The organism is Cytobacillus oceanisediminis 2691, from assembly GCF_007678455.1.
GTDB lineage: Bacteria > Bacillota > Bacilli > Bacillales > Cytobacillaceae > Mesobacillus > Mesobacillus oceanisediminis_A.
The window spans coordinates 1-26,940 of sequence record NZ_VEEP01000012.1 but is presented as its reverse complement, the minus strand read 5'-3'; the positions used below and the strand labels follow the sequence as shown (position 1 = coordinate 26,940).

Here is a 26,940-nt window from a genome sequence, read left to right as displayed (position 1 = left end):
TGGCCCGTTTTTGCGATTTTACTTCAGTTCGGGCATATATTCTTTTTTTACGTGCCCCGTTTTGGCAATTCACTTTCAGTTCGAGCACATATCCTTCCTTTATTTGCCTCGTTTTTGCGATTCCCCGTCAGTTCGGGAATATATCCCTCTTTTATGTGCCCCGTTTTGCGATTTTACTTCAGTTCGGGCACATATTCTTTTTTTACGTGCTCCGTTTTGGCAATTCCCCTTCAGTTCGAGCACATATCCTTTCTTTATGTGCCCCGTTTTTGCGTTTTCCCGTCAGTTCGGGAACATATCCTTTCTGTATGTGCCCGGTTTTTGCGATTCTCTCTCAGTCCGGGCACATATCATTGACTAGGCTCTTCCAGATTCCCTGAATAATACGCTACGAGTTCAGGGAAATCCTTTAGGTCTGCCTGTCCCTGGTCTGAAAGTGCATATACGCCTCTCTCGACTCTTTCAAACCATTTATAGTAGTTTTTCTGGAGGATTGATGGGGTCTTTTCGCCGGTCCCGAGTGCCACGAGTGCTTTAGGTGACATCTGCCCAAGTTTCTCAAGATAACAGGCTATTTGGATACAATTTTCTTTATATGCGGTCATGATCTTGCTTTTATTACTTCCGCCGACATTGTAGTCAGCGCTTCTTCCCTCAATTTCTTTGATCAAAGCCGCTTTTTTTCGCCGGTTCTTGCTCGACTTGCGATTGAATGGTTCTGGGTGAACCTTAAATTCAATGGTTTTTCGATTTCCGGCAAACGTTACGACAATCAGGCCGATTTCCAGCCTTTTTACCAGGTGGATGACATCATTCCAGCGTCTCCTTGATATCCGCTTCGGTTTTGGGATTGCTATATACACCATATCAGTAAGGCGCAGTCTTCTCGTTGCCTGAAGGAGCAGTTCAATATTAAATGTCAGCTTTAACTCTACGATGATAAGTTCATCATCCTTTAATGCTGTTAAATCACAATCATGGACCTCTCCATTGACTCGGTACCCCTGTTTTAAAAAATGCTTCCTGATCGGTTCGTATAGATCGGATTCTAATAATTTAGTCATGCTCAAACCTCTGTTCATCCTGCAGTTTTCCTATAATTATAGCAAACTTTAAAAGGATGAGGTCATATAGACAAGCATCGGACATATACTGTTTGGTGATGAAGCGTTGGAGGAAAAAATATGAGAGCTCTTGTCTTATTTTTATTAACACTCTTTCTAGGTCTGATGATTTTCCTGAAGATCGAAATGAGCGATGCCAGGAAAAGCTCGAACGAAGTTAAATATGATTATTTTACAGAAGAGTATAAAATCAGCAAGGTAGATTCATCAGGCTATTTCGGGGAAGGCAACGGTAAAACCATTTATTTTAAAAAGGAAAAAGTGCAGACTGGGGTAAATATTGAAACCGGCGATAAGGTTACGGTCTACTTCGATAAAAGCGGGCGAATTGATGGTCCTGTTAAAATTGAAAAAGCTGAATAGGGGTCTGCACAATGCAAGGCCCCCTGTTTAAATCCCTGTCAAATTGCTTTTCTTCCCTCGAGTTCCTCAGCGATTGCGGTTGTTAATTCCTGGCCGCTTTTTGGCAAGGAAGTTTTCATTACCGCATTCATGACCGGGGCGAGTGCTCCTTCTGCCGTCATCTCCAGATATCCAGTCATCCTCGTCCTGTTCACATCCACCGGATCTGCCTTAAAATAGCCATTCCCAGTCAGGTTTTCATTGATTCCTTTAAGGTCAAAGGTAACCCTGACAGGCTCAATCCATTCTTTAATGGTGACTTGCAAACTGATTTTTTTCTTCAAGACACCAACTGTCTCCTTAAACGTCCATTTTGATTGTTTTTCATTCAATTTTTCATGACTGATATAGCCTGGCAATAACGGGGCCCAGTTATCCATATCCTTGACGAAATCCCAAACCTTTTCTATTGGTACATCAATTAATATTTCATGTTTCCCTTGAGGCATTGCTCCCTCTCCTTTTCGGTGAAAAATTTGCTCCTCTACCAGATATATGTCCTCTGCTGTATTTTATACTTTGTTCCTCATTGAGACTAAATCAAACATAAAATGAAAAACACACCACTAATGTGTGTGTTCACGTCAATAATCCTGTATCGATTTGTTTTCTATTGCTGAAGACCAGAATGATTTCAATTTGTCTTTATATTCCTTTTCTGCAATAGTGTATGCCTCAGTGTGACCTGCTCCAGGAACAATCCATAGCTCCTTGGGGCTGTTTGCTTTATCATAGATTCTCTTCCCCATATCTGTTGGAACCAGTTGATCCTGATCCCCATGAATAATCAATAGAGGGAGCTTGTTTTTTTTAACACTGTCAATGGCTGAAGCTTCAGGAAATGAATAGCCTGCCCTGATTTTCGTCACTGCGCTTGTAACCTGCATGACCGGGAAAGAGGGCAGATTGTAGAGGTATTTCAACTGGTGGCTCAGCTCTTCTTGAACTGTTGTATAGCCACTGTCAGCGATGATCCCTTTAACCTGCTCAGGAAGCTTTTCTCCGCTGGTCATCAGTACCGTTGCAGCGCCCATGGAGAAACCGTGGAGGAAGATGGTGTCCTCTCCTTTTTGATCAACTAAATATTGTGACCATTTGACCAAATCTTTACGGTCATGCCAGCCATACCCAATATACTCACCTTCACTCAACCCGTGGCCACGCGCATCCGGTTTAAGGACATCATAACCCTGATCGTAATAAAATTTTGTTATGCCAGGCATTTGTTCGCTGTTGCCTTTATAACCGTGAGCAAGAATGACAGCTTTTGATCCTGGATGTTTATTTTTCAGATATCTGGCTTTCAGTTTAAGACCATCTTCAGATTCTATTTCAACAATTTCAAACTTCTGCTTTTCGGTCCATTCCGTAAGCTCTTCAAGTTTACTCTGTTGCTCTTCATCGCTTGAAAGAGTCGCGGCTGTTACACTCTCGCCCCCTCCATGGAGATCCACAGCATCATGGCTGCGGTTAATCGCCACATCATAAAAATAATTTCCCGCAGCAATCAATACGATGACTATGGTTAAAATCACCCCAATGACTGTCCAAATGATTTTCTTCTTCAACTCTTCGTCCCCTTTATTCAAGCTTATCTTATAAAATAGTTTACCAGATTGGCAGAACAAAAAGACCATTCTGGTAAAAAATACAAAAAGTTAAAACGAGTATTATATTGGGTATATGTAAGTAAAACCGTTAGGAGGCTGATCGATATGGAAATCGAGAAAAAGCATATCCTTAAATCATATAAAAATGAAAAAGAAATGATAGATTCAATCGAAGGCATCAAGGAGAAAAACCAAAACCTGGTCAATAGTTCTATTTCAGGCTATAACTTCGATAAGAAAAAGACGAAGGAATACCCTGTTAATGCTTTCAGTCCTGGAGAACTGGATGTGGGAGAATCAGCATTTAAGGATTACGAGGATGATCCATCCGAAAATCCGGGAATTGAAACAGATAAACAGCTGGATATAGACAGACCGCTGCCTGAACGGGAAATGCATAACCGCATAAGATGATTTCTGGTGCACGGATAACCGTGCACCATTTTTAATTTTTTAGGTAATCATCAATTTCACTTAAACATCTTCCAATGGAATGCTGGATGACATAGGTGTCATTGTCATAGTCATATGGTGTGTCACCTTTATTAATGATGATCATGGGGATATTTTTGTTTTTATATTGAGGAAATGCAGAAAACGGCGTTACTCTCAGGCTAGTGCCTAAAATGAGTAAACAATCGGCTTCAGCAATTCTATTTAAGATTTTTTCGAATCCCTCAGGTGTAAACCACTCACCCGCATCTCCAAACAAAATCACATCTGGTTTTATAAGGTGGAATAAATCTCGATCGGCCTCACATTCCCTGCAAACAAAAAATTTTTCATCTGTCTGCTTCCTAATTAATAAATCATCTGCACTATACTTTTGACCGCAATTTTGACAAGTTGCTGTTTTCATTGTTCCATGGAATTCTATTACATTCTTGCTCCCTGCTTTTTGATGCAGTCCATCAATATTTTGAGTGATGATACAATCAATACGTCCTTCTTGCTCCCATTTTGCCAGAATACGATGGCCTTTATTTGGCATGGCCTTCGGATGGTAAAGATTAGAGAAAGCAAATTCATAAAAGGCCATTGGATGCTCATGAAAATAATCCATTGAAAGGATATATTCCGGGGCATGATTATAGATTCCTGTTCGTGAACGAAAGTCTTTAATGCCAGACTCTGTACTTATTCCTGCACCAGTCAACACAACAATATTTTTTGCTTTGGCAACTATTTCGCTGCATAATTGGATTTTTTCCATATTACCATCCCCTGTCATTGCTGGAAGATCATAATGACAATTATAAATTAAATACTGGCAATGGCAAAAGTGTTTTGGTTTCTTTTTTATATAAATGTTAACTTAAATAATTTTTGGTTGACATAAATAATTCGGAAAGTTTATTCTGAATTTATATTATAGAAAAGGAGAGCTATTAACATGAAGTTTAAAGCGCTTGATCTCACTCTTGCTTCCATGTTCGTCGGTCTTATGGCGATTGGGGCAAATATTACTTCGTTTGTACCTTTTATGGTTGTGGGTGGAGTACCAATCACTCTTCAAACCTTCTTTGCGATTTTGGCAGGGATTATCCTGGGAAGCAGGCTGGGAGCCATATCAATGACTGTCTACGCCCTCGTAGGTTTGGTCGGCGTACCGATCTTTGCTAGATTCGGTGCGGGCTTTTCTACAGTGATTAGTCCAACCTTCGGATTTATTCTTTCATTTATTTTAACAGCCTATGTTGCAGGCAAAATGGTTGAGAAGCATCGGTCACTTTCTGCGTTCATCATGGCATCACTGGCCGGACTTATTATTAATTATGTTTTCGGTACAAATTGGATGTATTTTGCTTATAAATTCTGGGCTGCTGCTCCAGAAGGATTTACGTATAAAATGGCATGGCTTTGGATGGTTGCTCCTCTTCCGAAAGACATCCTCCTTTCTGTATTTGCTGGTATGATGGGTCACAGACTGGAAAAAACAGTATTGTCAAAGGCGAACTTTAAACATTTAAGAAAAGCGGCTTAAAACAAACATAGGGGGGGTTCTTGATGTCATACTGGAAAAGGTTAGCATTTAGCGTTCTTGAAGGCGACGAACTGACGGATGAAGAAGCACTGAGTATACTGGATTGTCCGGACCAAGAACTGCTGGAATTGCTCCAGGCTGCATACACAATTCGCCACCATCATTTTGGCAATAAAGTTAAGCTTAATATGATTATTAATACAAAGTCAGGCTTATGCCCTGAAAACTGCGGCTACTGTGCGCAATCAAGTATCTCGAGTGCTCCTATCGATAAGTATCGAATGATGGACAAAGAAACCATCCTCCAGGGTGCTGAACAAGCTTACAATCTCAACGCAGGTACTTATTGTATTGTAGCCAGCGGCAGAGGGCCAAGCGAAAAGGAACTTGATACAGTATCTTCGGCTGTTCAGGAAATTAAAGAAAAGTTTGGCCTTAAAGTATGCGCATGCCTTGGAATCCTTAAACCATCTCAGGCAGAAAAGCTCAAAGCTGCTGGTGTGGATCGATATAATCACAATCTTAATACATCTGCAAGCCATCATGAGTCAATCACGACATCACATACATATCAAGATCGAGTTAATACGGTTGAACTGATTAAAAGCAGCGGAATTTCTCCCTGCTCCGGGGTTATTATTGGAATGAGGGAATCAAAGATGGATGTCGTTGACATGGCGAGGAGCCTTAAGGTTCTAGATGCCGATTCCATTCCGGTTAATTTCCTCCATGCAATTGAGGGTACCCCGCTTGAAGGGACCGATGAATTAAATCCCCGGTACTGTCTAAAAGTCCTATGCCTGATGCGATTCATTAATCCATCAAAAGAAATCAGGATTTCAGGAGGCCGGGAGGTTAACCTCAGAAGCTTACAGCCTTTAGGTCTTTATCCTGCCAATTCAATTTTTGTTGGCGATTATCTGACAACAGCAGGCCAAGATACAACTGCTGACCATAAAATGCTTCAAGACCTTGGATTTGAAATTGAATTTTACAAAGAAAAAAATGGAGTTGAAATTTAAGGCATCCAGAAGGGGTGCTTTGAAAACGACTCTCTATTTAATAGAAGAAAAGTTGCCTGGCATCCAAGAGCCCGGCAACTTTTCAATTCATTTCTTCTTACTATTCTGATTGATCGTCCGGTGTTCCGGCCGTTTAGGATAATCAGCCACACCCTCAGAGTGTGCGGTGAAGTCTCCCCTTTTATCCATGTATCGATTCTCTTTTTTCATTCCTGCCTTCATTTCTTTCTTGTTTACATTCCTGGCTGGTGTTCCTTTAATTGTTTGTCGATCGCTTTATTCCTTTCTCCTTCGTCCGAAAGTTCTTCCGAAAACTCGTGCGCCTCCAGCCCTTCTTTTCCTACAAGCTTGGAACTCGCTATTGTTTCTGCAGACAAATTATTATTAGGTGCACCCTGTTCATTCCATTTTCCCAATATCCTCACCCTCCTTTTCCTTTTATTATTTGTTTTTTTTAGATGGACATTCTACTGATTCCGAGTCCTGAAGGAAAAAACAATGGTCAAGAAGTTTTACATCATTCAAAAGGTAGAAAAAACCAGGTTATCTGTATGATATTTAAAAGGAACACTTGCTCAAGATAGGACAATAGGACGAAATCTCTTGTTTGTGTTTGCTATTGATTCCAGTATCTGATATGATGAAATAGAATTATTTTTGTTCGGTGTAAAGGATAGAAATTATTTCGTCTTAATGATCACTTTGGGCAAGGATAGTAACATTTGTGCGAATTGCACTAGGAGGTAACAGTAATGGAACAAGGTACAGTAAAATGGTTTAACGCAGAAAAAGGTTTTGGATTCATCGAGCGCGAAGGTGGAGACGACGTATTCGTACACTTCTCTGCTATCCAATCTGAAGGCTTCAAATCATTAGACGAAGGTCAAAAAGTATCTTTCGACGTTGAGCAAGGCGCTCGCGGACCACAAGCTGCTAACGTAACAAAACTATAATATTAGTCTTGTTGAAAAAAGAAGGTTCCTTAGGGACCTTCTTTTTATTTTGTCCAGATACCGTCTTCCATTCAACATCCTAGTTTGCCCATAAAGAATCAAGGGGTATGAAAGAAATTCACGGCTTCATAGGTTGAATGATTTCATATCATAACCTTGTAAGACACCATAAATAGCTTTCTGGGTAAAATTAAATCAGGTTAACCCATACCAAGGGTTAACCTGAAGTTTAAATACAATTATTTAATATCCTGCTCATAATATAAGTGTGGTACTTTTCGCTCTACTCCCCTATTGGCTTTTGGCCCCTGATTCTCTGGACGTACAATATCATAGACGGCAGTGCCCACAATCTCAGCTACATCCTGCAATTTTTCCTTGCTGATTTTATCAATTGTATCTTCAGGTGTATGATACCATGGTTCAAGCGGTCTGTGGATGAAGGATCCGGAGGCGATTCCACCCTCATAAAATGAAACATGGTCGCTGCTGCCTCCTGTCTGGATTGGTGTCGGTTCACCATTTAGACGGGCACTTGATGCCTGAGCTGTTTGTGAAACGATGTTTTGGCTGCCGTCGACTGTATTGATGACCAAATCGCCGGCATCTCTGCTGCCAACCATATCCATATTGAAATATCCGACAAACCTTTCTTTTTCCTCTTTAGGCAGTTGGCTGACATAGTAACGGGAACCAATCAAACCTAGTTCTTCTGCTCCGAACGTAATGAACCGCATTTCCATATTTGTCGGCAGATCCTTCATGACGCGCGCCAATTCAAGAGTCATTGCAGTGCCCGATGCATCATCATTCGCACCGGGTGCACCAGGGACTGAGTCATGGTGAGCTCCCAAAGCAAGGATTCCGTCTGTTGATTTATTTTTATTTGTAGGTGCTTTCTTGGCGACTACATTGTATGACGTCCTTATGCCGCCTTCTGCACCCTCAATTTGAATCGCTCCGTTCAAGATTTCACCATTCATAAGCTTGTCAAATAATGCTTGTCCGGCTTCCTGAGAAATGGCTACAGCTGGAACATAGTTTTCATTTGGAGTCCCGAATGTTCCGTTCAGCTCTCCGGGTGCATTGTTATAGATAATGACACCTGAAGCACCATGCGCTGCAGCATTTAGAACTTTATCTGCAAATGAAATAGCTCCACGCTGAATCAAAGCGATTTTACCTGTTAAATCTTTTCCTTCAAAATCCGCTGCTTGTCCTAAACCGGCATATACCAATTCACCAGAGACATTCCCGTCCATTCCGTATGTAAATGATTTCGGTTTGATTTCATCTGCAAAACCATCAATCGATAGCTTTACAGTATGTGGAGCGGTATATCCATAGAAAGTAAACTCCTGAAGTTCTGTTTCATAACCATATGATTCAAATTGCTCTTTAACATATTGAATCGCTTTATGTTCAGCTTCAGTACCGGCAACACGAGGGGTCTTTGAAAGATAATCAATATTGTTGTAAATATTCTCAACATTGATTTTGTCGAGCACCTTGTTGTCAAATACATTGAATGGCTGCACTTGCTGCGCAGTTTTTGCGGGTTCCGCATATATGGCTTGGGCGCCAAAGGTACTTACAGCTAGACCAGCAACTAAAGCAATTGATAGATAGGGCTTTTTCTTCATACATTACCTCCTGGATTGGAAAATTGTAAACCAGGATAAATAATATAATATTTTGAAAATAAAAACTAGTTAAATTATTACTATATTTACTGGGAATTTAGAACCAATCGTGAATGGCGGAGGGTGTTATATGAAAAAAAGGAGTGGAATCAGGTGATTCCACTCCTTTTTATACTATTAAACTCCTTTATAGGCTGAACGATAGATTTCTGCAAGATCAGATACTAACGGAAGCTTAGGGTTGGCCGTTGTACACTGGTCCTCAAATGCGCGGTCTGCAAGCTGGTCGACCTTCGCCTCGAATTCGGCCTTGTCTACTCCGTTTGCTTCTAAGCTCATCGGGATCTCCATTTCGTTTGCCAGCCTGATGATTGCCTGGACAAGGCTTTCGACACCTTCTTCGGAAGTACGTGCAGGCAAGCCGAGAATACGGGCGATTTCAGCATAACGCTGGTCTGCGACAAAGCTTTCATATTTTGGAAAAGCAGTGAACTTTTTCGGTTTAGTTGCGTTATAACGGATGACATGCGGCATCAGGATTGTATTTGAACGGCCGTGCGCAATATGGAATTCAGCTCCAAGCTTGTGTGCAAGGCTATGGTTGATTCCGAGGAATGCATTGGCAAACGCCATACCTGCAATCGTTGAAGCATTGTGCACTTTCTCGCGGGCCACTTCATCCTGTCCGTTTCGGTACGCTCTAGGGAGATATTCAAATATAAGTTGAATGGCCTTAATGGCAAGTCCGTCTGTATAGTCATTGGCCATGCAGCTTACATAAGCTTCTATTGCGTGTGTCAGAACGTCCATTCCAGTATCGGCCGTAATATGCTTTGGCACTGTCATGACAAATTGCGGGTCGACGATCGCCACATCAGGTGTCAACTCATAATCAGCGAGCGGATATTTGATGTTCGCCTTTTTATCAGTGATAACCGAGAAAGAGGTCACTTCAGACCCTGTTCCCGAGGTTGTCGGAATGGCAACAAATTGCGCTTTGCGGCCAAGCTGTGGGTATTTGACAATTCGCTTGCGAATATCAAGGAATTTCTGCTTCAACCCATGGAAGTCCGCCTCTGGATATTCATAAAACAGCCACATCCCCTTCGCTGCGTCCATGGCCGACCCTCCGCCTAGAGCAATGATGACATCCGGCTGGAAGCTCGCCATCATTTCGGCACCTTTCATCACGGTTTCAATTGACGGATCTGGTTCAACTTCTGAGAATATTTCACAGTGGACATAATCCGGACGCTTTCTTAAGTGATAGAGAACTTTATCTACATAGCCAAGCTTTACCATTCCTGGATCTGTAACAATGAAGGCCTTCGATATTTTAGGCATTTTTGCCAGGTATTGTGTAGAGTTCTTCTCAAAATAGATTTTAGAAGGCACTTTAAACCACTGCATATTCACATTCCTTCTCGCTACTTTTTTCACATTGATTAGGTTGACTGCACCGACATTTGTGGAAACCGAGTTGCCTCCATATGTTCCGCAGCCAAGGGTCAGGGATGGAAGATAGGCATTATAGATATCGCCGATTGCGCCCTGTGATGATGGTGCATTGACAATAATACGCCCTGCCTTCATTCGCAGACCAAATGACTTTATAATCTCATCACTTGTCGAGTGGATTACAGCGGAATGGCCCAGGCCGCCGAACTCCAGCATTTCTTCCGCACGCTTCAGCCCTTCTTCCGTTCCGTTCACTTTATAGCAAGCCAATACCGGGCTCAATTTTTCACGTGACAAAGGATATTGTGGCCCCACACCCTTAAGCTCGGCTACAAGGATTTTTGTCTCTTCCGGCACTGCTACGCCTGCCATTTCAGCAATTCTGTGTGCAGGCATTCCCACTATATCAGCATTCACTGCACAGGAATGTTCATTGATGACAAGCTTTTCTACTTTTATCCTTTCTTCCTCATTTAAAAAGTAGCAGCTGTTCGCAACCATTTCAGATTTGACCTCGTGATAGATTTCCTTATCTATGATAACTGCCTGCTCAGAAGCACAAATCATCCCATTGTCGAATGTTTTGGATAAAATCAGATCATTGACAGCCCTCTTCACATTTGCTGTCCGTTCAATATAACAAGGGACATTGCCCGGACCAACGCCCAATGCGGGCTTGCCTGAACTGTATGCTGATTTCACCATTCCTGCACCGCCGGTAGCCAAAATCATCGAAATCTTAGGATGGTTCATCAAAGCCTGAGTGGCTTCAAGTGAAGGCTTTTCGATCCATTGCACACAGTGTTCAGGAGCTCCTGCCTTAATGGCTGCATCCCGAAGAATTTTTGCCGCCTCACTGCTGCACTTTTGAGCAGATGGATGGAAGGCGAAGATGATTGGGTTGCGTGTCTTGATGGAAATCAGGGCCTTGAACATCGTTGTTGAGGTTGGATTGGTAACAGGAGTCACTCCGGCAATCACACCAACGGGCTCAGCAATGGTAATCATGCCTTCATGGTCATTTTTATCAATGATGCCAGCTGTTTTATCATACTTGATATTGTGGTAAACATATTCGGTAGCAAACATGTTCTTGATAATCTTGTCTTCATAAACTCCACGTTTTGTTTCTTCAACTGCCATCTTTGCGAGCGGCATATGTTGATCTAGTCCTGCCAGCGCCATTTCCTTCACAATCTGGTTTACAGCTTCCTGATCAAGCTCACGCATTTTTGTTAAGGCGTTCAATCCTTTCACGACTAAACCATCAATCATTTCAGCAACGGAAGGATGCGAATTAACCACTTTTTCAACTGTGCCCATTTTTCAGGACCTCCTTAAGAAATTGGGATGATTGTTCAATTTGCTATACTTTAGTACATATTTTTTGTTTAAGGGTAAATAAAAGGTTTTTATTTGTGAATCATTTCACAAGTACTTGTAAAAAAAATCACTCGCAAACTGGATTCCTGGGGATTTTTTCAAAGCTGATGTCTGTTAGAAATTTCGTACTTCTTTTGACAATAACCACAAAATTGATTGTCCAGATATAGGCTGGAATTCTCTCATCATCCTTAAACATCATTGCTTCGAATTCATCACCGATCAGCTCCTCAAGCATTTCCTGTGAATAGGTCTCAGTATCGGTGGAGAATGGTTTGAATTCGCAGTACATCATTTCAATCACTCCTTTTCTTCTTTCTAATTAAAGATTATCATAATAAAACAATAATAGTTTGTGAAATATTGAACAATATATGAACTATAAATTACCATTTATAATAACAATAATATAAGTGAATATGTTAGCGCTTACACGATTAATATTATATTAATATAATAAAAGACTCTATTATCAGAGCCTTTAAAAGGTATATCTAACATTTGTTAATTCTTCAGAAACTGCCCACAATTTTTCCATGGTCTCCTTGTTGTAAACACCTGCTGCTGGAATTTCAATTGCTGGATTCCCCTTGCGATTCCCTCGTCCATTTGGGCCGATATATTCACCGCCCTGCAGGCTTTCTTCAGTAGCAGCATAAATGGTTGTCTCAGCTCCCTTTTCGGCAGGCTGCGAAAAGAATTTGACCATCCCTTTCATGAATGCAGGAGTTTCGCCTTTACCTAAATGGAATAAATTCGTATTTGAAATTCCCGGATGACATGCAATACTGATGCTCTCCAGTCCATGATGTTTGAAACGGTTATCCAGCTCTTTGGCGAATAAAAGGTTGGCCAGTTTACTTTGCCCATAAAACTTCATAGCTTTATAACCTTTTGAGCCATCTAAATTGTAAAAATCTATTTTGGCTCCTCTATGGGCGATACTGCTTAAAGTCACCACTCTGGATTCGGAGGTTGTTTTTAAAATCGGCAACAGGAGTCCCGTTAAAGCAAAATGACCAAGGTGATTGCTGCCAAACTGAAGTTCAAAACCATCCTTAGTCTTTCCATAAGGCGGAATCATGACCCCGGCATTATTGATTAAAAGATCGAGAGAATCGAATTCTTCCATGAAGACTTCGGTGAAATCGCGGACACTTTGCAAGTCTGCCAGATCAAGCTTCATAAGTTTTATTTTTGCCTGGGGATTTCGCTGAAGGATGGCCTTCTGCTGCTCCCTTGCCCTTTTCCATGTTCCTAACAGCCAGGATGACAAATGCTCCTTTTGAAGAAAGGTCCTTTGCAGCCTCATAGCCAATTCCACTGTTTGCACCAGTGATGATGGCCTTTTTTCCTGTTAAATTCTCTAATAACATTTTGACACCTCTACTCCGATTAATACCAGATCACATTCCACTTTCATCGTACCATAGTTGGGCTTATTAACCATTGAAAAATAACCACTTTTAATTCATACTAAACACATAGGGATTATAGGAGGTGCAAACTATGAATCTTTTTAAAGAGAAATGCCCACGCTGCGACGCAACCCTCAAAGTGAAAAAACAACTTGAGAGCAAAACAATTATTGTAAAAGTTTGTCCATCTGCCCATTACGAAAAAGAATTCCATCCAGCATTGGAGACCTATATCGAAACATACAGGATATCTTAAAATAGAAACAAAAGAAGTACCCTTACAGGGCCTGCAATATGGCCCTGTTTTTTTTCGTCAATATCTGCCGTTCGAAATTCACGAAGATGACATTTTTTGTTTTCATAATTTGTTCACATTTGTCTTCAGATCCGTAACAATTTCCATGTTAGAATGATTACAAATAAAGCAGTGTGATATTTATCACACCTTTTTTGCCACAACTTACCGTTCATTTTCGGCTTACTTTTGACAACATTGTGAACAAATGAACATAAGTTTGTGATAAAATGAACAAGGTTGAAATTTGAAAGGAGCTGCAGTGATGAAGAAATCAAAACTTTTTTTGGTCTCCCTCACCTCGATCATGGCTATGCTGTTGCTTAGCGGCTGTGAAAACAATATGGTGGTATTTAACCCTGAGGGACCAATCGCCAGGCAAATTCTTGAGCTAATCAACTTTTCGATTGCTTTGATGCTGCTTGTTACAGTGGTTGTATTCGGGCTTTTCGCTTTCATTGTCTGGAAGTACCGTGAGCGAAAAAACAATATGGATTATGAGCCGCCTGAAGAACACGGCAGCACAGTCTTGGAAATTATTTGGACTGTCATTCCAATTTTGATTATCATTGCTTTGACCATTCCAACAGTCAAAACAATTTATGCAATAGATGAAATTCCTAAAGGCTATGAAGATAAAGAACCGCTTGTCATAAATGTTACTTCTGCTGACTGGAAATGGATTTTCAGCTATCCAGAACAAGGGATCGAGACAGTCAATTATGTGAACATCCCTGAAGATCGTCCAATCGACTTTAAGCTGACATCAGCTGGTACGATGCAGAGCTTTTGGATTCCTGCACTTGCCGGTCAAAAGTACACAATGGCGCATGCCGAGACACAGCTTTACCTTGTCGCTGACAATCCTGGCTCATATGTAGGCCGAAATACAAACTTCAATGGCCAGGGCTATGCAGGAATGGAATTCGAAGTCCTTTCCCAAACACAGGAAGATTTCGACCAATGGATTAAGGACGTAAAGGAAACGGCACCAAAAATGACTCTTGAAGAATATGAGAAAATGCTTGAGCCATCACACTTTGGCCGGAAGACGTTCTCAAATACGCATCTTGAATGGGTTGATCATTCCGATCCTCACTCAAAGAATTACACCAACCCTGAAATGTATGACAGAGGACATGGCTGGCCAGGTAAGATTTTTGAGGACGAGAATAATTACAAAAATAAAGACGGAAACGACTCTAAAACTATGAATCATAAAGAATCAGAAACTGAGGATTCTCACGGAGGTGAGCACAGTGGGCATTAAATGGGATGAATTTTTTGTAACCGGCGATCCACTGATTTTTGCATCACAGATTGGTATTGCTCTGACGATCGTAGGAGCGATAGCTGGAATCACTTACTTTAAAAAATGGAATTACCTTTGGACTGAATGGCTGACAACCGTTGATCACAAGAAAATTGGGATCATGTATATCCTGCTTGGTGTCGTGATGTTTTTCCGCGGCGGAATTGACGGGTTGATGATGAAAGGCCAGACGGCAGTTCCAGAAAATGAATTCCTGAATGCACAACATTACAATGAAGTCTTTACAACTCACGGTGTCATCATGATCCTGTTTGTGGCGATGCCGCTGTTGATCGGTCTCATGAACTTTGCCGTACCATTGCAGATTGGCGCTCGGGACGTTGCTTTTCCACAGCTAAACGCACTCAGCTTCTGGCTGACTGTGAGCGGTGCTGCGCTCTTTAACATTTCATTCATTATCGGTGGTTCACCAGATGCTGGCTGGACTTCATACTTCCCTCTTGCCGGGAAAGAATTCAGTCCGGGCATAGGGAATAACTTTTATGCTGTGGCTCTGCAAATTGCAGGTGCCGGTACTTTGATGACTGGTATTAACTTCGTTGTCACAGTGTTAAAAATGAGAACCAAAGGCATGACCTTGATGAAGATGCCAATGTTCACCTGGACATCATTCATTACATCAATCATCATCGTGGCCAGCTTCCCTATTTTTACAGTGGCACTTGCATTGATGACATTTGACCGCACATTCGGTACTCACTTCTTCACGATTTCCGGAGGCGGTATGGATATGCTATGGGCAAACCTGTTCTGGTTATGGGGACACCCTGAAGTTTATATTGTCGTTCTGCCGGCTTTCGGAATGCTGTCAGATATTATCTCAACTTTTGCCCGCAAAACGCTTTACGGTTATAAATCAATGGTTATTTCAATTGTGATGATATCTGTCTTGAGTATGCTTGTTTGGGTTCACCACTTCTTTACGATGGGCAATAATGCCGCAGTGAACTCGTTCTTCTCGATCACAACAATGGCGATTGCCATTCCGACCGGAGTGAAGGTGTTCAACTGGCTGTTCACAATGAGAAAAGGGCGAATCAAGTTTACAACATCCATGCTCTGGGCACTTGCATTCGTTCCTAACTTTGTCATCGGCGGTGTTACTGGCGTCATGCTTGCAATGGCTGCAGCCGATTACCAGTATCACAACACATTGTTCCTGGTGGCGCACTTCCACTATGTATTGATTCCTGGGGTAGTGTTCCCGATCTTTGCCGGCCTTTATTACTGGTGGCCAAAGATGTTCGGCTATATGCTGAATGAAAAAATCGGAAAATGGCATTTCTGGCTGTTCGTAGTAGGTTTCAACGTGACATTCATGCCAATGTTCTTCCTAGGACTTGATGGTGCGGTCCGCCGTGCGTACACATACTCAGCTGAAACTGGCTTTGGACCATTGATGATGCTTTCTGCAGCAGGTTCAGTCATTCTTGCAGCAGGCTTTGCGGCCCTTGTTTACAATATTTATTGGAGTGCCCGCCATGCTGACCGCAACATCGGCAATGACCCTTGGGATGCAAGAACTCTTGAATGGGCTACTGCTACTCCTGTGCAGCATTACAATTTTGCTTCCCTTCCGGAAGTAACAAAGCTTGATGCTTTCTGGCACATGAAAAAGAACAATGAAATTCAGCCTCTGAGTGAAGATGAGATTGAAGAAATTCACTTGCCTAGCAATACATGGATTCCGATCTATATGGGTGTAGTATTTGGTATCTCAGGATTCCTGCTTGTTTTTGAATGGACAATTGCTGCCGGGGTTGCCGCTCTTGGAATATTTGCCGGTTTGGCTTTCCGTTCATTTGATTATGATGAAGGATTCCATGTTCACAAGGATGAAATCTCTGAAACGGAACGCAAATGGAGAAAAGGCGCGAACAAAGGAGTGAAGAACCATGTCAGCTAAAGTCAACGCCGCTTTGCCGCTTGAATACCAGACAGAACAAAACAGGATGAACATCCTAGGCTTCTGGATCTTCCTTGGAGCAGAAATAGTACTTTTCGCTACCCTTTTCGGTGTATATGGTGTCCTCGGTGAGCGCCATGCGGGAGGTCCAACACAGAGCGATATTTTTATCGTAAAAGACGTTTTGATTCAAACCTTCCTTCTATTGACGAGCAGTTTTACAATGGGCATTTCGATTTTCGAGATGCGCCGCAGCAATATTAAAGGAATGCTGATGTGGCTTGTATTTACTTTATTGCTCGGCGGTGGTTTCCTATTCATGGAGATCCGCGAATTCATGCACTATGTACATGAAGGTGCAACGATGCAAACAAGCGCATTCCTTTCCAGTTTCTTCGTCCTGCTTGGAACGCATGGATTACACGTCACCATCGGAATCGGCTGGGCTATCCTGTTGATCATCCAGATGCTGCAGAGAGGGCTAACTCCAGTGACAGCCCGCAAGACGTTCATCTTTGGACTATACTGGCACTTCCTTGACGTCGTTTGGATTTTCATCTTCACTTTCGTATATCTAAGAGGGTTGGTGATGTAATATGGATAATCATTCTAAAGGCTTCCCAATCAGCCATGTCATCGGATTCTTCATGTCACTTGTATTGACGTTCGGCGCAGCATGGATTGCCCTTCAAAGCTCCCTATCCATGAAGGCAGTCATGTGGATCATCGGCACACTGGCAATTGTCCAGGCTGGTATCCAGCTGTATATGTTCATGCACATCAACGAAGGCGATGATAAAGTTACAAACAATATCAATATTATTTATTCAGCTTTCATTGCAGTCGTCATTGTGGCAGGCTCCATCTGGGTAATGACATCTGGACACTCGCATTAATGAGCAGAAATTTGGCCATTTATTTAAGTACACCTATCCTTTTTAGGGTGCAAATCTTCTAAATGACAATGAAAATGGCGTGTAAACTGACATCGGTTTTGACACGCCATTTTTTTATTTATTGTTTTTTCGGATCCTAGATATAATGGCTCTTATTCAACATAAGCACCCGATAGTTTAAGTACAATTGTTCACAATCTTAGCTTTTTTTCACTTTAACTTTTTTTGCTATGCTGCTCATTTAATTCAATAAGTTACTTAATCATAGCTCATCTTCATACTCAACTAAGGCATTAATAAAATTAGGTAATGATTCAGCCAAATACACTATGTGATTTTCTGGATTATCACCATACTCAAATTCGTGGTTATAATAATAAATTGCTCCATTATCTTTTTCACTAATACTGAAACAAAATAAATTACCCCCTGGTTCATCGGCAAATGGAATTAGCCAGTTAGGGATTATCTTTTCATCAATTAGCAAATATAGGACTTCAAAAAGATTTCGTCCATGATCGTTCTTTATTGGAATGAAGTAATCCACTACATATTCTTGATTGTCACCACCTACAAAAAGTGACTTTTCAGGATAGCCACCGTTATACAATAAATAATGTTCTCTAATAAAAGAAGGAAATTTAAAATTATATTTCATTTGTAATTTGTACAAATCATCCTCAACAATTTTTTCTTTTGTTCCTATAATTTTATTTGAATACAAATTTATTACCTACCTTCATTTGAAACTATCCTGCTTCTTTAGCTTAATAAGAAGGTCAGGATAAATACATAAATTAATTCCTGGCTATATTTGATAGTTGTGAAATAACGCTAGTTTACTTGTTCGTATTTTATTCTTTCAATAAGAACTTTCGGGTTAATATCATAGCCAGTTGCTCTTTTTCCACTCCAGTTGACCCCAACGTATAATCCATCTTCTTCAAGACCAGTTAACCAACTGGCAAGAAATTTTTCTAATGTGATTTCATAGGTCAGGAAGTTCTCATATGCTGGAACGGATTCAATGATTTTTTCAGCTCTGGATTTTTTTGACCAGAAAGGTAGTGCAGTTTCACCGTTAGGATTTGTTGAGCTCGGGAATCCTTTTTCGTCTTTTACTGTCCAAACTTTTTTACATTCTAATATTTCCTTTATGAAATTTTCATATTGAGCTGCTGCTTGGCTCATAATTCACCTCGCAATAATAATAATGTATATTTTCACATTCTTCTTAAGCTATCCTGCATCGTTAGTGGAATAAGAAACTTCAAAAAGCACCTTAATCCTTGTGGATCAAAGTACTTTTCTAATTTCTATACAATCTTGCAAATATAGTCTAAATGCAGGAAAATGACTTATCGATTATTTATATGGAGCTGATAAGCTCTATATGAACGTAATATTGAAACAATTAACGTTAAAAAAAGAATGATGAAGAACGATATAAACATCTGATTACCTTGAAGAAATACACAAAATAACATTAGTAACCCTCCAAAAAAAAGAGGAAAAGAAATCGGACGTAGCAGTATATTCCAGAGTTTATTGGATGCGGTAATTACGTTAGGGAAATCTTCAACTATGTTTAGATGGAATCTTGGAAGAGTGTTAGCAGTGGTGATAAGAACAATTCCTATAGATATAGGAATTAACCGTATTAATTCGAAATCTGTACCGGTAGAAACTAGAAGTAACCCAATATGCAGAGTAAAAAGAATAACCGATAGAGATAAAAAAATACTCTCCATACCTTTTTTTAGTCTAGCATAGTTGTGGTGTTTAATTATTTTCGGGAGAGTAAGTAGATGAACATAAATTAATACCAATGTTAATGGAATGCTAAAGAGGATCACTTCACTAGAGCCATATTTTGTTTCATCCATTTTTAAATTTGAAAAAAACAAATATACACTCAGTCCGCAACTTAAAACCGTCAAGAAACCAATACCGAGTTTTTTTAACATTATTTTTCCCCTTTTGAATTAAATTGAATGAACCATTTCATTACTTCCTGAAACACTGTAGAATTCAAGGATCAATCTCATCATCTTCATATTTCTTGTAATAAGGTTCAGAGAATATCTCCTCCGTATAATTCCAAACATTGTGTTCAAATGTAGGTATAATTCTCCCCGAAACAACAAAACATTCGTTAGGTTTATTAAAATCCTCCATATTAAATTGAGTCATTTCAATTATCATAGTCATCTCCTTCAAAACGAGATTATATGGAATACACCATGTATTATAACCTTCTATTTACTTCGTCCTTTTTCAACTAAACTCCCTTTAGTTGAAAAGAATTAAGTTAAACTCTTTTCTCAGCAATCCTTTTTAATTCTGTTGCACGAGTAGCAATAAATTCACTCATATACTTTTTTAAAAACAACGTATCTGCTACAGATCCGAAAATACCAAGTGGTGACTTATACTCAAATATATCGGTCATTATAGTTCCATCTAGGTGTTCAATAAACTGGTGAGTATGAACAAAGGATTGAAAAGCTCCTTTTACCATAACATCCACAAACTTATGAGGTCTTTCCATAATAATCACTTTCGCAGTCAACCTTTGCTTAACGCCAAAGTGAATTGCTTCCCAGGTAACTACATCACCCTGTTTCAATAATCCCTCTTTAATGTCACCAACAGCTCTTTCCTTGGTTTTAGTAGTAGTTTGAGTATGTATATCTACGTTCCTTGCCAGGTCAAAACAGAGTTCAATTGGAGCTTTGATAAATTGTTCATTTTTAATAATGGGCATCCATGTCCCTCACTAATAAACTGTTATGCTTCTTCCACTATCCTGCATCTTTTGTTCAAAATGTAAGGATATTAGAATCTAAATCAAAAGTAATCTCTGTAAACAAAAATCATTGTTATTAAAGAAAGAATGGTATAGGCAATTGCAGTATATAACGCAAAGTTTGGTCTGATTTTAAATTTTTCAGGTGCCATTTTATACATTGTTTGAGCTTGGATCAACATATTGCTATTTTGAGTAGTAAGGCCACCTCTGGAAGTGAAAAATCCAATTATTATTGAAGTTATAAGTCCTACAAAAAAAGAGTAATCTATAAAGGCTCCATTTAAAAAATGGGATACTACATAGTTTATCCCCAATATCAAAACCAAAGTTATAACAATATTAAGAATCTTCCCCACAAATACTCCCCCTTTTCTTCATTATTACGTAAAATTTTGGAAAAAGTTTCATTTATTTGTGTAAAACCTGGCTGGGTTACTTTTTTAACTATCCTGCTTCTTAGATAAATAAGAAAAGCTGCCTAAATGACAGCCCTGAACCTCAACTAAGCACCTGATACAGTGTGAAATGGTCATACATCAATTGATATTCTTTGTAAACAATTCATTACAGTGTCTCCAAAAGACCTAACATCAGATAGATAATCATATCCTTCAGGAGAGCCAAAACTATTAAACATACGAACGGCCACCAGATTTTCCTGGGGGATTACCAATAAAGTAACACCTGTATATCCTAGTATCTGGTACGAACCTTTCGGAACTTCAGCCCCTATTTCTGATTGCTTAGCAGGTAAGTCTTTTACAAACCACAAGAAACCATTTTGCGGTAGGTCTTCATGCAACGTAAGTGGGCTTTGTAAAGATGTAGCCAATTTTATGATCTCTTTTGAAACAACTTGTTTTCCATCTACCTTTCCTTGTTTTAGGTGTAAATAACCCCAATAAGCCAATTCACGTGCGGAAACATACATATTCATTTTGTCGCCTTCTGTGCTTTCACTTGTTTTCCAATTCCCATCTTCCTCATGTCTAAGGTTTACATCCGCATGTTTTTCGTGCTTGTGTGCATACCAATTGGATTCAGAAAAACCTAAAGGTCTAAATACTTGCTCTTGAATAATATCAGATACTGTTCTAGAAGTAGTCTTTTTAACAATTTGTGTTAGGGCATCTATGCCAACCTGACGGTAAGTCCAGTTCTGCCCAGGAGGATACTCACGAAATACAACCTCCTCCTTTTGGTTTAAACCGTGAGTATGAGTTAATAAATGCCTAATGGTTGTGGCTTCCCAAATAGTCTCCTTAAGCTCAGGTAAATATTTCATTACGGAATCATCTATGCTTTCTTTGTAACCGTAATACACAGCATAGGCTACGGCAAAGCCAATATAGCTTTTTCTAACTAACTGAAGCTACGTGAAACTGAGTATCTTGCTGCACTCTTCTAGCATCATTTTTGTTGGATTGCATTCCTATATATTCTTCTAAAACAATAGAATCATTATGAATAACAAAAACTGAAGCTCCGGAACAAATTACTTGATTGAAAGTATTATTAACGTGTCCTGATATAGAAGAAAATTTATTATTTCGTTTATAGTTGAGAAACAAACTAATTGCCCTCCAGCCCCTTTATTTATCCTCTTTTAATAGCGTTTTAAAATATTCCTTGTTCAACAAACCTGCTCTTTTAGCACAATAAAAAAAAGGGATTAAATAAACATAAGCATTCGCTAAAATGGATGGATTTCTTTTATGGCATTTAAAATACCACCTAATGCATCAGTCAGATATCCGGGACTAAAAGTAAATCTTTGAGAATTAATTTCTATATAAAAATCTGCCCATCCAGCACCTTGTAACTTATATTCAAACCTCATATATTAAAACACCCTTTTAGTTATTTTTGAAATAACTCTTATTGAACAATCCTCCCTCAATAAATGAAGCGAAAACGCCGATTTACTCATGTTTTCATAGAATTTCATAGTGGTTTACCAAACGGTAAATTCCTATATAGATGGAGGATCTACACTTGAAAGGATGTTTTTGGACTGAGTAAGAAAAAAGAGCCATAACCCACTAACCAATCCCTTACAGAAAATGGTGGATGAGTAAAAATATAACCGCACTGGTGGATGTCCACATTTACTCATGGAGGTCAACCCTCCCATGCCTCACAGAGTCTTCGCTCTCAAATTCCTTCGTCCAACCTTTCCATGAGGTGGATGTCAGCCATGCTGCACCACAGGGTCTAATCCCGTAATTTAGTTTCTTTGCCGACTAATCCGTGCTTCAAATGTATCAAAATCTATAAAACAAGAACTATTACTTTTCTAAGATAAACCCAAGTCAAGCTGCCATTTCCGTCTTCGCGGCTAATGCCAAATGAGGAATGTCCTTTAACATCTTATCTTCATTAAATTCAAATTGCTTTTTACCAATTTTAAAGAGAATCCGGATTAGTTTATTACACAAAGCAATAAGAGACTGCATCTTCTTTAATGGATTATCCGGACGTTGAGTATAGTACACATGTAATGCCTTGAATGCGGAATTCTTGGCAACGAGAATCATACAAACCCTAAATAACAGAGCCCTCAGTTTCTTCCGACCTCTTTTTGTGATGGTCGTTTTTCCTTTGTGCTTACCCGATGTATTTTCTTTTAAATTTAAGCCACCCAGCTTGATAATTTGCCGGGGATGATTATATTCGCCTAAATCCCCTATTTCCGCGAAGAAGCCGGCGATTGTATCCCTACCCACACCTTTTATCGCTAACATTTGTGGTACACCAGGTATTTCATCAAGCAGACCATCAATTTTTGAATCTAATTCTTCGAATTGTAACTGAATTAATTCATACTTAGCCAGAATGGTTTTAAGCTCAAGTCTGGCCATCTTGGCACCTTGCCTTAGTCCGATGGACTTAGTGGCTGCCTGTTTTAACTCGCGGATCTTGTTTAATCCAACACTCCGGGATACGGATTTTCTCAAATGGACCAGTAGCTCTTGTTCAGTGAATTCAGCTATTTCATGGGGTAAGGCATAGAGCTTTAAGAATTGTAAAGCAGCCTTACCCTCCCATTTCTTAAATACCTTGAGGAATTCCGGAAAATACCGGTCAATCCAGTTGTGTACCTGCCCTTGGACCGTTTGAAGGTCTTCAATTAAAAGATCGCGTATTTTCTTTGCCACACGGAGTTCTGCATAAACACCTTGCGGTATCGTAGGTTCTGCGTATCTTCCGTCTTTGACCAGTTGAGCTATGACCTTGGCATCTTTCACATCATTCTTCGTAGGTGAGTTATCATCCAACTCCTTGCTTTTTTTGACGTGCAAGGGGTTTACAGCGACAAATTTAATCCCGTTTTCTTTTAAAATATGGGCCAAGTTAAACCAATAATGGCCTGTAGGCTCCATGCCAACCATCACTTTTTCCATTCTCTTTTCTTTTTTGATTTCCGAAATCCATTTAAGAAATTGCTCAATTCCCTCTTTAGTATTTTCAAATTGACACGGGGATCCAAACTCTATTCCTCTGAAATCCTGGGCACGTGCCACATGCTTGAATTTTGCAATATCGACTCCTATAATAAGAGTCTGAGAAGTTATTTGAGCAATCTTCTTATTCTGGTTATAATTCATTTTAAAGCCTCCTGTTATTTGAGATATTTGTCCTTTTTGCTGGCCAGCGTCAGGACTCTCTCATTCTACCAAGAGGTTATTTTTTTGTTCAAACTCCATTTTCCTTCATTACAGGAATGCTGCATCGTTTGTTTAATAAGAAATTCAAAAAAAGAGTGTTAATCCATATTGAATCAACACTGAAAAATATTTATAGGTAAGAGTTTTTAAATCAGTACATAAATGAGTACTATAATTCCCATTATCAATACAGTAAGTGCAGTCAACAACCCATTATTTATTAGGGATTTCCACAAAGCTTTTTTTCCGTTCACAATAATCCTCCTGTCCAAAGCATTATCTTATATATACTTATTCTGGAAAAAGACGATTTTTCCTTCTTAAACTAAACTGCATCGATTGTTCAATAAGAAAAAGCATTCCTCGTTTAAGGAATGCAAGGTTATGTTCTTTTACTCACTCTTTTCGAAATAGTGTACTGGCCTAATTTCTATCCTCCAGCCTAATTCCTCTCCAGCATCAAACTGTGTGGTCGGATGTAAAGATGCGATACGTATTGCTTCTTCCATATCATTAGCCTCTATTAGGAACACACTACCTATTCTCTCGTCAAACTCGACTAAAGCGTTTTCCGTTACCTTGATATTCCCTTTCTCACGCCGTATGGATTTGACTTCCGTTTCCACACCAACATCCATAATCACTTGACCGCTCAAATAAAATTTCTGAAGGTGGAGGCTACATTCGCTCATAATAGCTTCGATTTCACCTTTCGGGAGAACATTCATTTTCTCTGGACTAAGGTAACCCAAACACAAGAATTTCATCTTTAATCTCCTTTTAATTGGATTTTTAGCTTATCAATGATTCTTGTACACTAAGACTTTCTACGAGCTTTAAATAATTCCTTCTTGAACCAAATAAAATCATCTTGTTCAACTAACCTGCACCGTTAGCTCAATAAAGGAATTCAACAAAAAAGCATTAATCCCTCCCGGATCAACGCATGTATTAGTTTAAGGATTGTTATCGATGGTCTTTTTTGGACTTTTTAATGTTGTTCCGACCAACATCAGTGTAGCTCCTGCGAATTGAACATAATAAAATTTCGGGCTAATACCTATAGGTGCAAATACTCCTAACATAATTAATACCAAAGCAAAACTTGATATTATCTCTCCTATTGAATTTTTATTAAATTTCTCAATACCAATAAATGTACTGATAAAGATTAAAAATACTCCAAGTAAATAAACTACGCTAAAAAACATAAGGGAAGAATCCGCAATAAAAATACTCAATAAACTTATGATTACTCCTGATGCACATACTTTGGCTCTTTTTGATAAACGATTTAAAAATTTCATTTCTCTTTTCAACAAATTCCTCACCTCATTAAGCCCTGTTAAACATAACTGTCTCTTTAGTTTCAAAGTAGTTTCTAAAAAAGTGAATCAATCCTGCTTGGATCAACCCACTTAATTAACCTAAAAACTAATTATTGAATTCTTCTTTAATGACCTTATAAAAAGAGATTATGTTATCTTCTTTACCATTTATTAATCTCTTGTAGACCTTATCAATTGGGAAAATCCTATTTTCTCCAGATTTAAGGTGAATAATTTCTCCATCATCAAATACATCTTCATTAACCCAGTTTAGTGCCGGATTGACATGTTCTTTTATCATTTGTCCGAGATAAGCACCCCATATCAAAGCCATTGAATATATTTGATTTTCAGTAGGCATTTCACTCTTTAAATCATTAGAGTAATAATCTAATATTTCTTCCAAATCTTCTATGTTATCCTCTTTATAATTAAAGTCTTTATCAAAAGACTTAGCATATTCAACAGCTCTTTTATTCATACTAAGTATATATTCTTCGAACGTTTTATCCACATCTATCCATCCTTTTTAATAAAGTCGCATCTCATCTTCTTCAACATTACTGCCCCTTTAGAATTCCTGTAGAGAGCTAATTCTCAACTTTGAAAAAAATAAGGTCCCTCAGTAAGATATGAGTATAGACACCACTCTAACTCAAAACCCTAGGAGGAACCCTTACTATGAAGTTTAAAATGCAGGACAAACAAAATCAACTAATAGAAAGAATTTCAGATAGCCACCTTGTGGTTGGTGTGGATATTGCACAAGAATTACACGTAGCTAGAGCTGTGAATTTCCGTGGAATAATAGTCGGAGATCCACTTACATTTGAAAATAATGAAGAAGGTTTTGCTAAATTACTACAGTGGATAAACCAGTTAAAAACCTTAAGAGGATTTGCTTCCACTATCGTTGGGATGGAACCTACAGGACATTACTGGATTAACCTTTCAAAATGGCTTTATGACCAAGACATTGAAGCAGTAACTGTAAACCCTCATCTCGTCAAAAAGAATAAAGAAAACCGTGATAATAGCCGATCGAAAAGTGATAAAAAAGATGCTCTCGTCATCGCTGATATGGTCAAGAATGGTTATTATTCCTTTATTCGTCATAGTTCTGAGACCTTTGAAAAACTAAGAGTTTTAATGTCTAACCGTGATATGACGGTTAAGAGACTTGTTAGTGCCATCAATCAAATCAACCGTTGGGTCGATATTGTTTTTCCAGAACTTCGACAGGTATTCAAAGATGTTAAAGGCAAAGGAGCTATGGCGACTCTTCGCCTATTCCCGACACCACTTGAACTTCGCTCCATGAAAGCAGTCGATATCGTTGAAGGCTGGAAATCCCAAATGAAAAGACAACCTGGGATAAAAAAAGCACAAGCGTTAATTGAATTAGCTGTGCATTCAGTCGGCACTCGACAAGCACTCGAAGCTTATAAACTACACTTGGAACAGTTAATTGAAGAGTTTGATTTAGCCACTGTGCAACTTGAACGAGTTGAACAAGAAGTCACTTCCCTACTTAAACAAATTCCTTTCGCAAGAAATTTGCTTGCCATCAAAGGAATTAGTGAAATTGCACTTGCAGGCATTCTTGGAGAATCAGGTGACCTCAGTGATTTTGCGCATGGTAATTCTCTATTGCGCCATGCTGGATTACATCTTTCAGAGGCCAGTTCAGGTAAATGGAAAGGAC

The 26,940-nt window shown here is 39.4% G+C and carries 33 protein-coding genes and 1 pseudogene; 11 read left to right on the top strand and 23 right to left on the bottom strand.

Annotated features, from left to right (window positions below):
• Positions 1-350: 350 nt before the first annotated feature.
• Positions 351-1,064 (bottom strand): DUF2161 domain-containing phosphodiesterase, encoded by a 714-nt coding sequence (locus FS736_RS20830; protein ID WP_144480955.1) that lies wholly within the window; start codon positions 1,062-1,064, stop codon positions 351-353.
• A 120-nt stretch (positions 1,065-1,184) separates the two neighbouring features.
• Here FS736_RS20830 and FS736_RS20825 point away from each other — a divergent pair, with 120 nt between their 5' ends.
• Positions 1,185-1,487: a hypothetical protein gene (locus FS736_RS20825; protein ID WP_144480953.1), complete on the top strand. Its 303-nt coding sequence runs from the start codon at positions 1,185-1,187 to the stop codon at positions 1,485-1,487.
• 38 nt (positions 1,488-1,525) lie between these two features.
• Here the strand turns inward: FS736_RS20825 and FS736_RS20820 are convergent, their stop codons facing one another.
• Both FS736_RS20820 and FS736_RS20815 read right to left on the bottom strand, forming a co-directional pair.
• Positions 1,526-1,975, bottom strand: a complete 450-nt coding sequence (locus FS736_RS20820; protein WP_144480951.1) for a CoxG family protein — start codon at positions 1,973-1,975, stop codon at positions 1,526-1,528.
• Between the two features lie 135 nt (positions 1,976-2,110).
• Positions 2,111-3,094 carry an alpha/beta hydrolase gene (locus tag FS736_RS20815; RefSeq protein WP_186326878.1) on the bottom strand — a complete coding sequence of 328 codons (984 nt, stop codon included), beginning with the start codon at positions 3,092-3,094 and terminating at the stop codon, positions 2,111-2,113.
• Positions 3,095-3,241: 147 nt separating this feature from the next.
• Between FS736_RS20815 and FS736_RS20810 the strand changes: the two genes are divergently transcribed.
• Positions 3,242-3,550, top strand: coding sequence for a hypothetical protein (locus tag FS736_RS20810; protein ID WP_144480948.1), 309 nt, complete (start codon positions 3,242-3,244; stop codon positions 3,548-3,550).
• A 31-nt stretch (positions 3,551-3,581) separates the two neighbouring features.
• Here the strand turns inward: FS736_RS20810 and FS736_RS20805 are convergent, their stop codons facing one another.
• A complete protein-coding gene (locus FS736_RS20805) occupies positions 3,582-4,349 on the bottom strand; it encodes an NAD-dependent protein deacylase (RefSeq protein WP_186326877.1) in 768 nt (255 codons plus the stop codon).
• 180 nt (positions 4,350-4,529) lie between these two features.
• On the opposite strand from FS736_RS20805, the gene FS736_RS20800 reads away from it, so the two are divergent.
• Positions 4,530-5,120, top strand: a complete 591-nt coding sequence (locus FS736_RS20800; RefSeq protein ID WP_144480944.1) for a biotin transporter BioY — start codon at positions 4,530-4,532, stop codon at positions 5,118-5,120.
• A 23-nt stretch (positions 5,121-5,143) separates the two neighbouring features.
• Positions 5,144-6,142, top strand: a complete 999-nt coding sequence (bioB, locus tag FS736_RS20795; RefSeq protein WP_144480942.1) for a biotin synthase BioB — start codon at positions 5,144-5,146, stop codon at positions 6,140-6,142.
• A gap of 87 nt (positions 6,143-6,229) precedes the next feature.
• On the opposite strand, the gene FS736_RS25285 is transcribed toward bioB, so the two are convergent.
• Entirely contained in the window at positions 6,230-6,352 is a 123-nt protein-coding gene (locus tag FS736_RS25285; protein WP_260983676.1) for a hypothetical protein, read from the bottom strand.
• Between the two features lie 23 nt (positions 6,353-6,375).
• The gene (locus tag FS736_RS20790; protein ID WP_144480940.1) at positions 6,376-6,558 is read right to left on the bottom strand and encodes a hypothetical protein; all 183 of its coding nucleotides are present in this window, start codon (positions 6,556-6,558) and stop codon (positions 6,376-6,378) included.
• A 336-nt stretch (positions 6,559-6,894) separates the two neighbouring features.
• Here FS736_RS20790 and FS736_RS20785 point away from each other — a divergent pair, with 336 nt between their 5' ends.
• Positions 6,895-7,095: a cold-shock protein gene (locus FS736_RS20785; protein WP_044392209.1), complete on the top strand. Its 201-nt coding sequence runs from the start codon at positions 6,895-6,897 to the stop codon at positions 7,093-7,095.
• A 239-nt stretch (positions 7,096-7,334) separates the two neighbouring features.
• On the opposite strand, the gene FS736_RS20780 is transcribed toward FS736_RS20785, so the two are convergent.
• From FS736_RS20780 to FS736_RS25420, 5 genes are all read right to left on the bottom strand, one after another.
• Positions 7,335-8,738, bottom strand: coding sequence for a M28 family peptidase (locus FS736_RS20780; RefSeq protein ID WP_144480938.1), 1,404 nt, complete (start codon positions 8,736-8,738; stop codon positions 7,335-7,337).
• A 177-nt stretch (positions 8,739-8,915) separates the two neighbouring features.
• On the bottom strand, positions 8,916-11,519 hold the full coding sequence (adhE, locus tag FS736_RS20775) for a bifunctional acetaldehyde-CoA/alcohol dehydrogenase (RefSeq protein WP_144480936.1): 2,604 nt from the start codon (positions 11,517-11,519) through the stop codon (positions 8,916-8,918).
• A 127-nt stretch (positions 11,520-11,646) separates the two neighbouring features.
• A complete protein-coding gene (locus FS736_RS20770) occupies positions 11,647-11,874 on the bottom strand; it encodes a hypothetical protein (protein ID WP_144480934.1) in 228 nt (75 codons plus the stop codon).
• A 186-nt stretch (positions 11,875-12,060) separates the two neighbouring features.
• Positions 12,061-12,765: an oxidoreductase gene (locus FS736_RS20765; protein WP_313959740.1), complete on the bottom strand. Its 705-nt coding sequence runs from the start codon at positions 12,763-12,765 to the stop codon at positions 12,061-12,063.
• Positions 12,755-12,955, bottom strand: a complete 201-nt coding sequence (locus FS736_RS25420) for an SDR family NAD(P)-dependent oxidoreductase (protein WP_313959739.1) — start codon at positions 12,953-12,955, stop codon at positions 12,755-12,757. The genes FS736_RS20765 and FS736_RS25420 overlap by 11 nt, the downstream gene beginning before the upstream one ends.
• Before the next feature lie 133 nt (positions 12,956-13,088).
• Here FS736_RS25420 and FS736_RS24490 point away from each other — a divergent pair, with 133 nt between their 5' ends.
• The 5 genes from FS736_RS24490 to qoxD all read left to right on the top strand — a co-directional run bounded on the left by FS736_RS24490 (position 13,089) and on the right by qoxD (position 17,427).
• Complete coding sequence (locus FS736_RS24490; protein ID WP_186326876.1) at positions 13,089-13,253, top strand: hypothetical protein; 165 nt, start codon at positions 13,089-13,091, stop codon at positions 13,251-13,253.
• Positions 13,254-13,557: 304 nt separating this feature from the next.
• Positions 13,558-14,562, top strand: a complete 1,005-nt coding sequence (gene qoxA, locus FS736_RS20760) for a cytochrome aa3 quinol oxidase subunit II (protein ID WP_144480932.1) — start codon at positions 13,558-13,560, stop codon at positions 14,560-14,562.
• Positions 14,552-16,531: a cytochrome aa3 quinol oxidase subunit I gene (qoxB, locus tag FS736_RS20755; RefSeq protein WP_144480930.1), complete on the top strand. Its 1,980-nt coding sequence runs from the start codon at positions 14,552-14,554 to the stop codon at positions 16,529-16,531. The genes qoxA and qoxB overlap by 11 nt, the downstream gene beginning before the upstream one ends.
• On the top strand, positions 16,521-17,126 hold the full coding sequence (qoxC, locus tag FS736_RS20750) for a cytochrome aa3 quinol oxidase subunit III (RefSeq protein ID WP_144480928.1): 606 nt from the start codon (positions 16,521-16,523) through the stop codon (positions 17,124-17,126). The genes qoxB and qoxC overlap by 11 nt, the downstream gene beginning before the upstream one ends.
• A 1-nt stretch (position 17,127) precedes the next feature.
• Positions 17,128-17,427, top strand: coding sequence for a cytochrome aa3 quinol oxidase subunit IV (qoxD, locus tag FS736_RS20745; RefSeq protein WP_144480926.1), 300 nt, complete (start codon positions 17,128-17,130; stop codon positions 17,425-17,427).
• 262 nt (positions 17,428-17,689) lie between these two features.
• Here qoxD and FS736_RS20740 read toward each other — a convergent pair whose 3' ends face one another.
• The 12 genes and pseudogenes from FS736_RS20740 to FS736_RS20690 form a co-directional block, all read right to left on the bottom strand.
• Positions 17,690-18,151, bottom strand: a complete 462-nt coding sequence (locus FS736_RS20740) for an SMI1/KNR4 family protein (protein WP_144480924.1) — start codon at positions 18,149-18,151, stop codon at positions 17,690-17,692.
• 110 nt (positions 18,152-18,261) lie between these two features.
• Positions 18,262-18,618: a DUF2750 domain-containing protein gene (locus FS736_RS20735; RefSeq protein WP_144480922.1), complete on the bottom strand. Its 357-nt coding sequence runs from the start codon at positions 18,616-18,618 to the stop codon at positions 18,262-18,264.
• Positions 18,619-18,785: 167 nt separating this feature from the next.
• Complete coding sequence (locus FS736_RS20730; RefSeq protein WP_144480920.1) at positions 18,786-19,394, bottom strand: SdpI family protein; 609 nt, start codon at positions 19,392-19,394, stop codon at positions 18,786-18,788.
• Positions 19,395-19,464: 70 nt separating this feature from the next.
• Positions 19,465-19,632 (bottom strand): annotated as a pseudogene (locus FS736_RS20725) (GNAT family N-acetyltransferase); the annotation flags it as partial.
• 106 nt (positions 19,633-19,738) lie between these two features.
• Positions 19,739-20,194 (bottom strand): SRPBCC family protein, encoded by a 456-nt coding sequence (locus tag FS736_RS20720; RefSeq protein WP_144480918.1) that lies wholly within the window; start codon positions 20,192-20,194, stop codon positions 19,739-19,741.
• An 83-nt stretch (positions 20,195-20,277) separates the two neighbouring features.
• Positions 20,278-20,595 (bottom strand): hypothetical protein, encoded by a 318-nt coding sequence (locus FS736_RS20715; RefSeq protein ID WP_144480916.1) that lies wholly within the window; start codon positions 20,593-20,595, stop codon positions 20,278-20,280.
• A 173-nt stretch (positions 20,596-20,768) separates the two neighbouring features.
• Positions 20,769-21,563: a serine hydrolase domain-containing protein gene (locus FS736_RS20710; protein WP_260983675.1), complete on the bottom strand. Its 795-nt coding sequence runs from the start codon at positions 21,561-21,563 to the stop codon at positions 20,769-20,771.
• A 369-nt stretch (positions 21,564-21,932) separates the two neighbouring features.
• Positions 21,933-22,079, bottom strand: coding sequence for a hypothetical protein (locus FS736_RS24485; RefSeq protein WP_186326875.1), 147 nt, complete (start codon positions 22,077-22,079; stop codon positions 21,933-21,935).
• Between the two features lie 472 nt (positions 22,080-22,551).
• Positions 22,552-23,847 carry an IS110 family RNA-guided transposase gene (locus tag FS736_RS20705; RefSeq protein WP_144480914.1) on the bottom strand — a complete coding sequence of 432 codons (1,296 nt, stop codon included), beginning with the start codon at positions 23,845-23,847 and terminating at the stop codon, positions 22,552-22,554.
• A gap of 452 nt (positions 23,848-24,299) precedes the next feature.
• Positions 24,300-24,674, bottom strand: a complete 375-nt coding sequence (locus tag FS736_RS20700; protein WP_144480912.1) for a YciI family protein — start codon at positions 24,672-24,674, stop codon at positions 24,300-24,302.
• Positions 24,675-24,863: 189 nt separating this feature from the next.
• Positions 24,864-25,226 carry a hypothetical protein gene (locus tag FS736_RS20695; protein WP_102262484.1) on the bottom strand — a complete coding sequence of 121 codons (363 nt, stop codon included), beginning with the start codon at positions 25,224-25,226 and terminating at the stop codon, positions 24,864-24,866.
• Between the two features lie 115 nt (positions 25,227-25,341).
• On the bottom strand, positions 25,342-25,749 hold the full coding sequence (locus FS736_RS20690; RefSeq protein ID WP_144480910.1) for a hypothetical protein: 408 nt from the start codon (positions 25,747-25,749) through the stop codon (positions 25,342-25,344).
• 167 nt (positions 25,750-25,916) lie between these two features.
• Between FS736_RS20690 and FS736_RS20685 the strand changes: the two genes are divergently transcribed.
• On the top strand, positions 25,917-26,940 hold a 1,024-nt coding region (locus tag FS736_RS20685), incomplete at its 3' end, for an IS110 family RNA-guided transposase (RefSeq protein WP_144480908.1).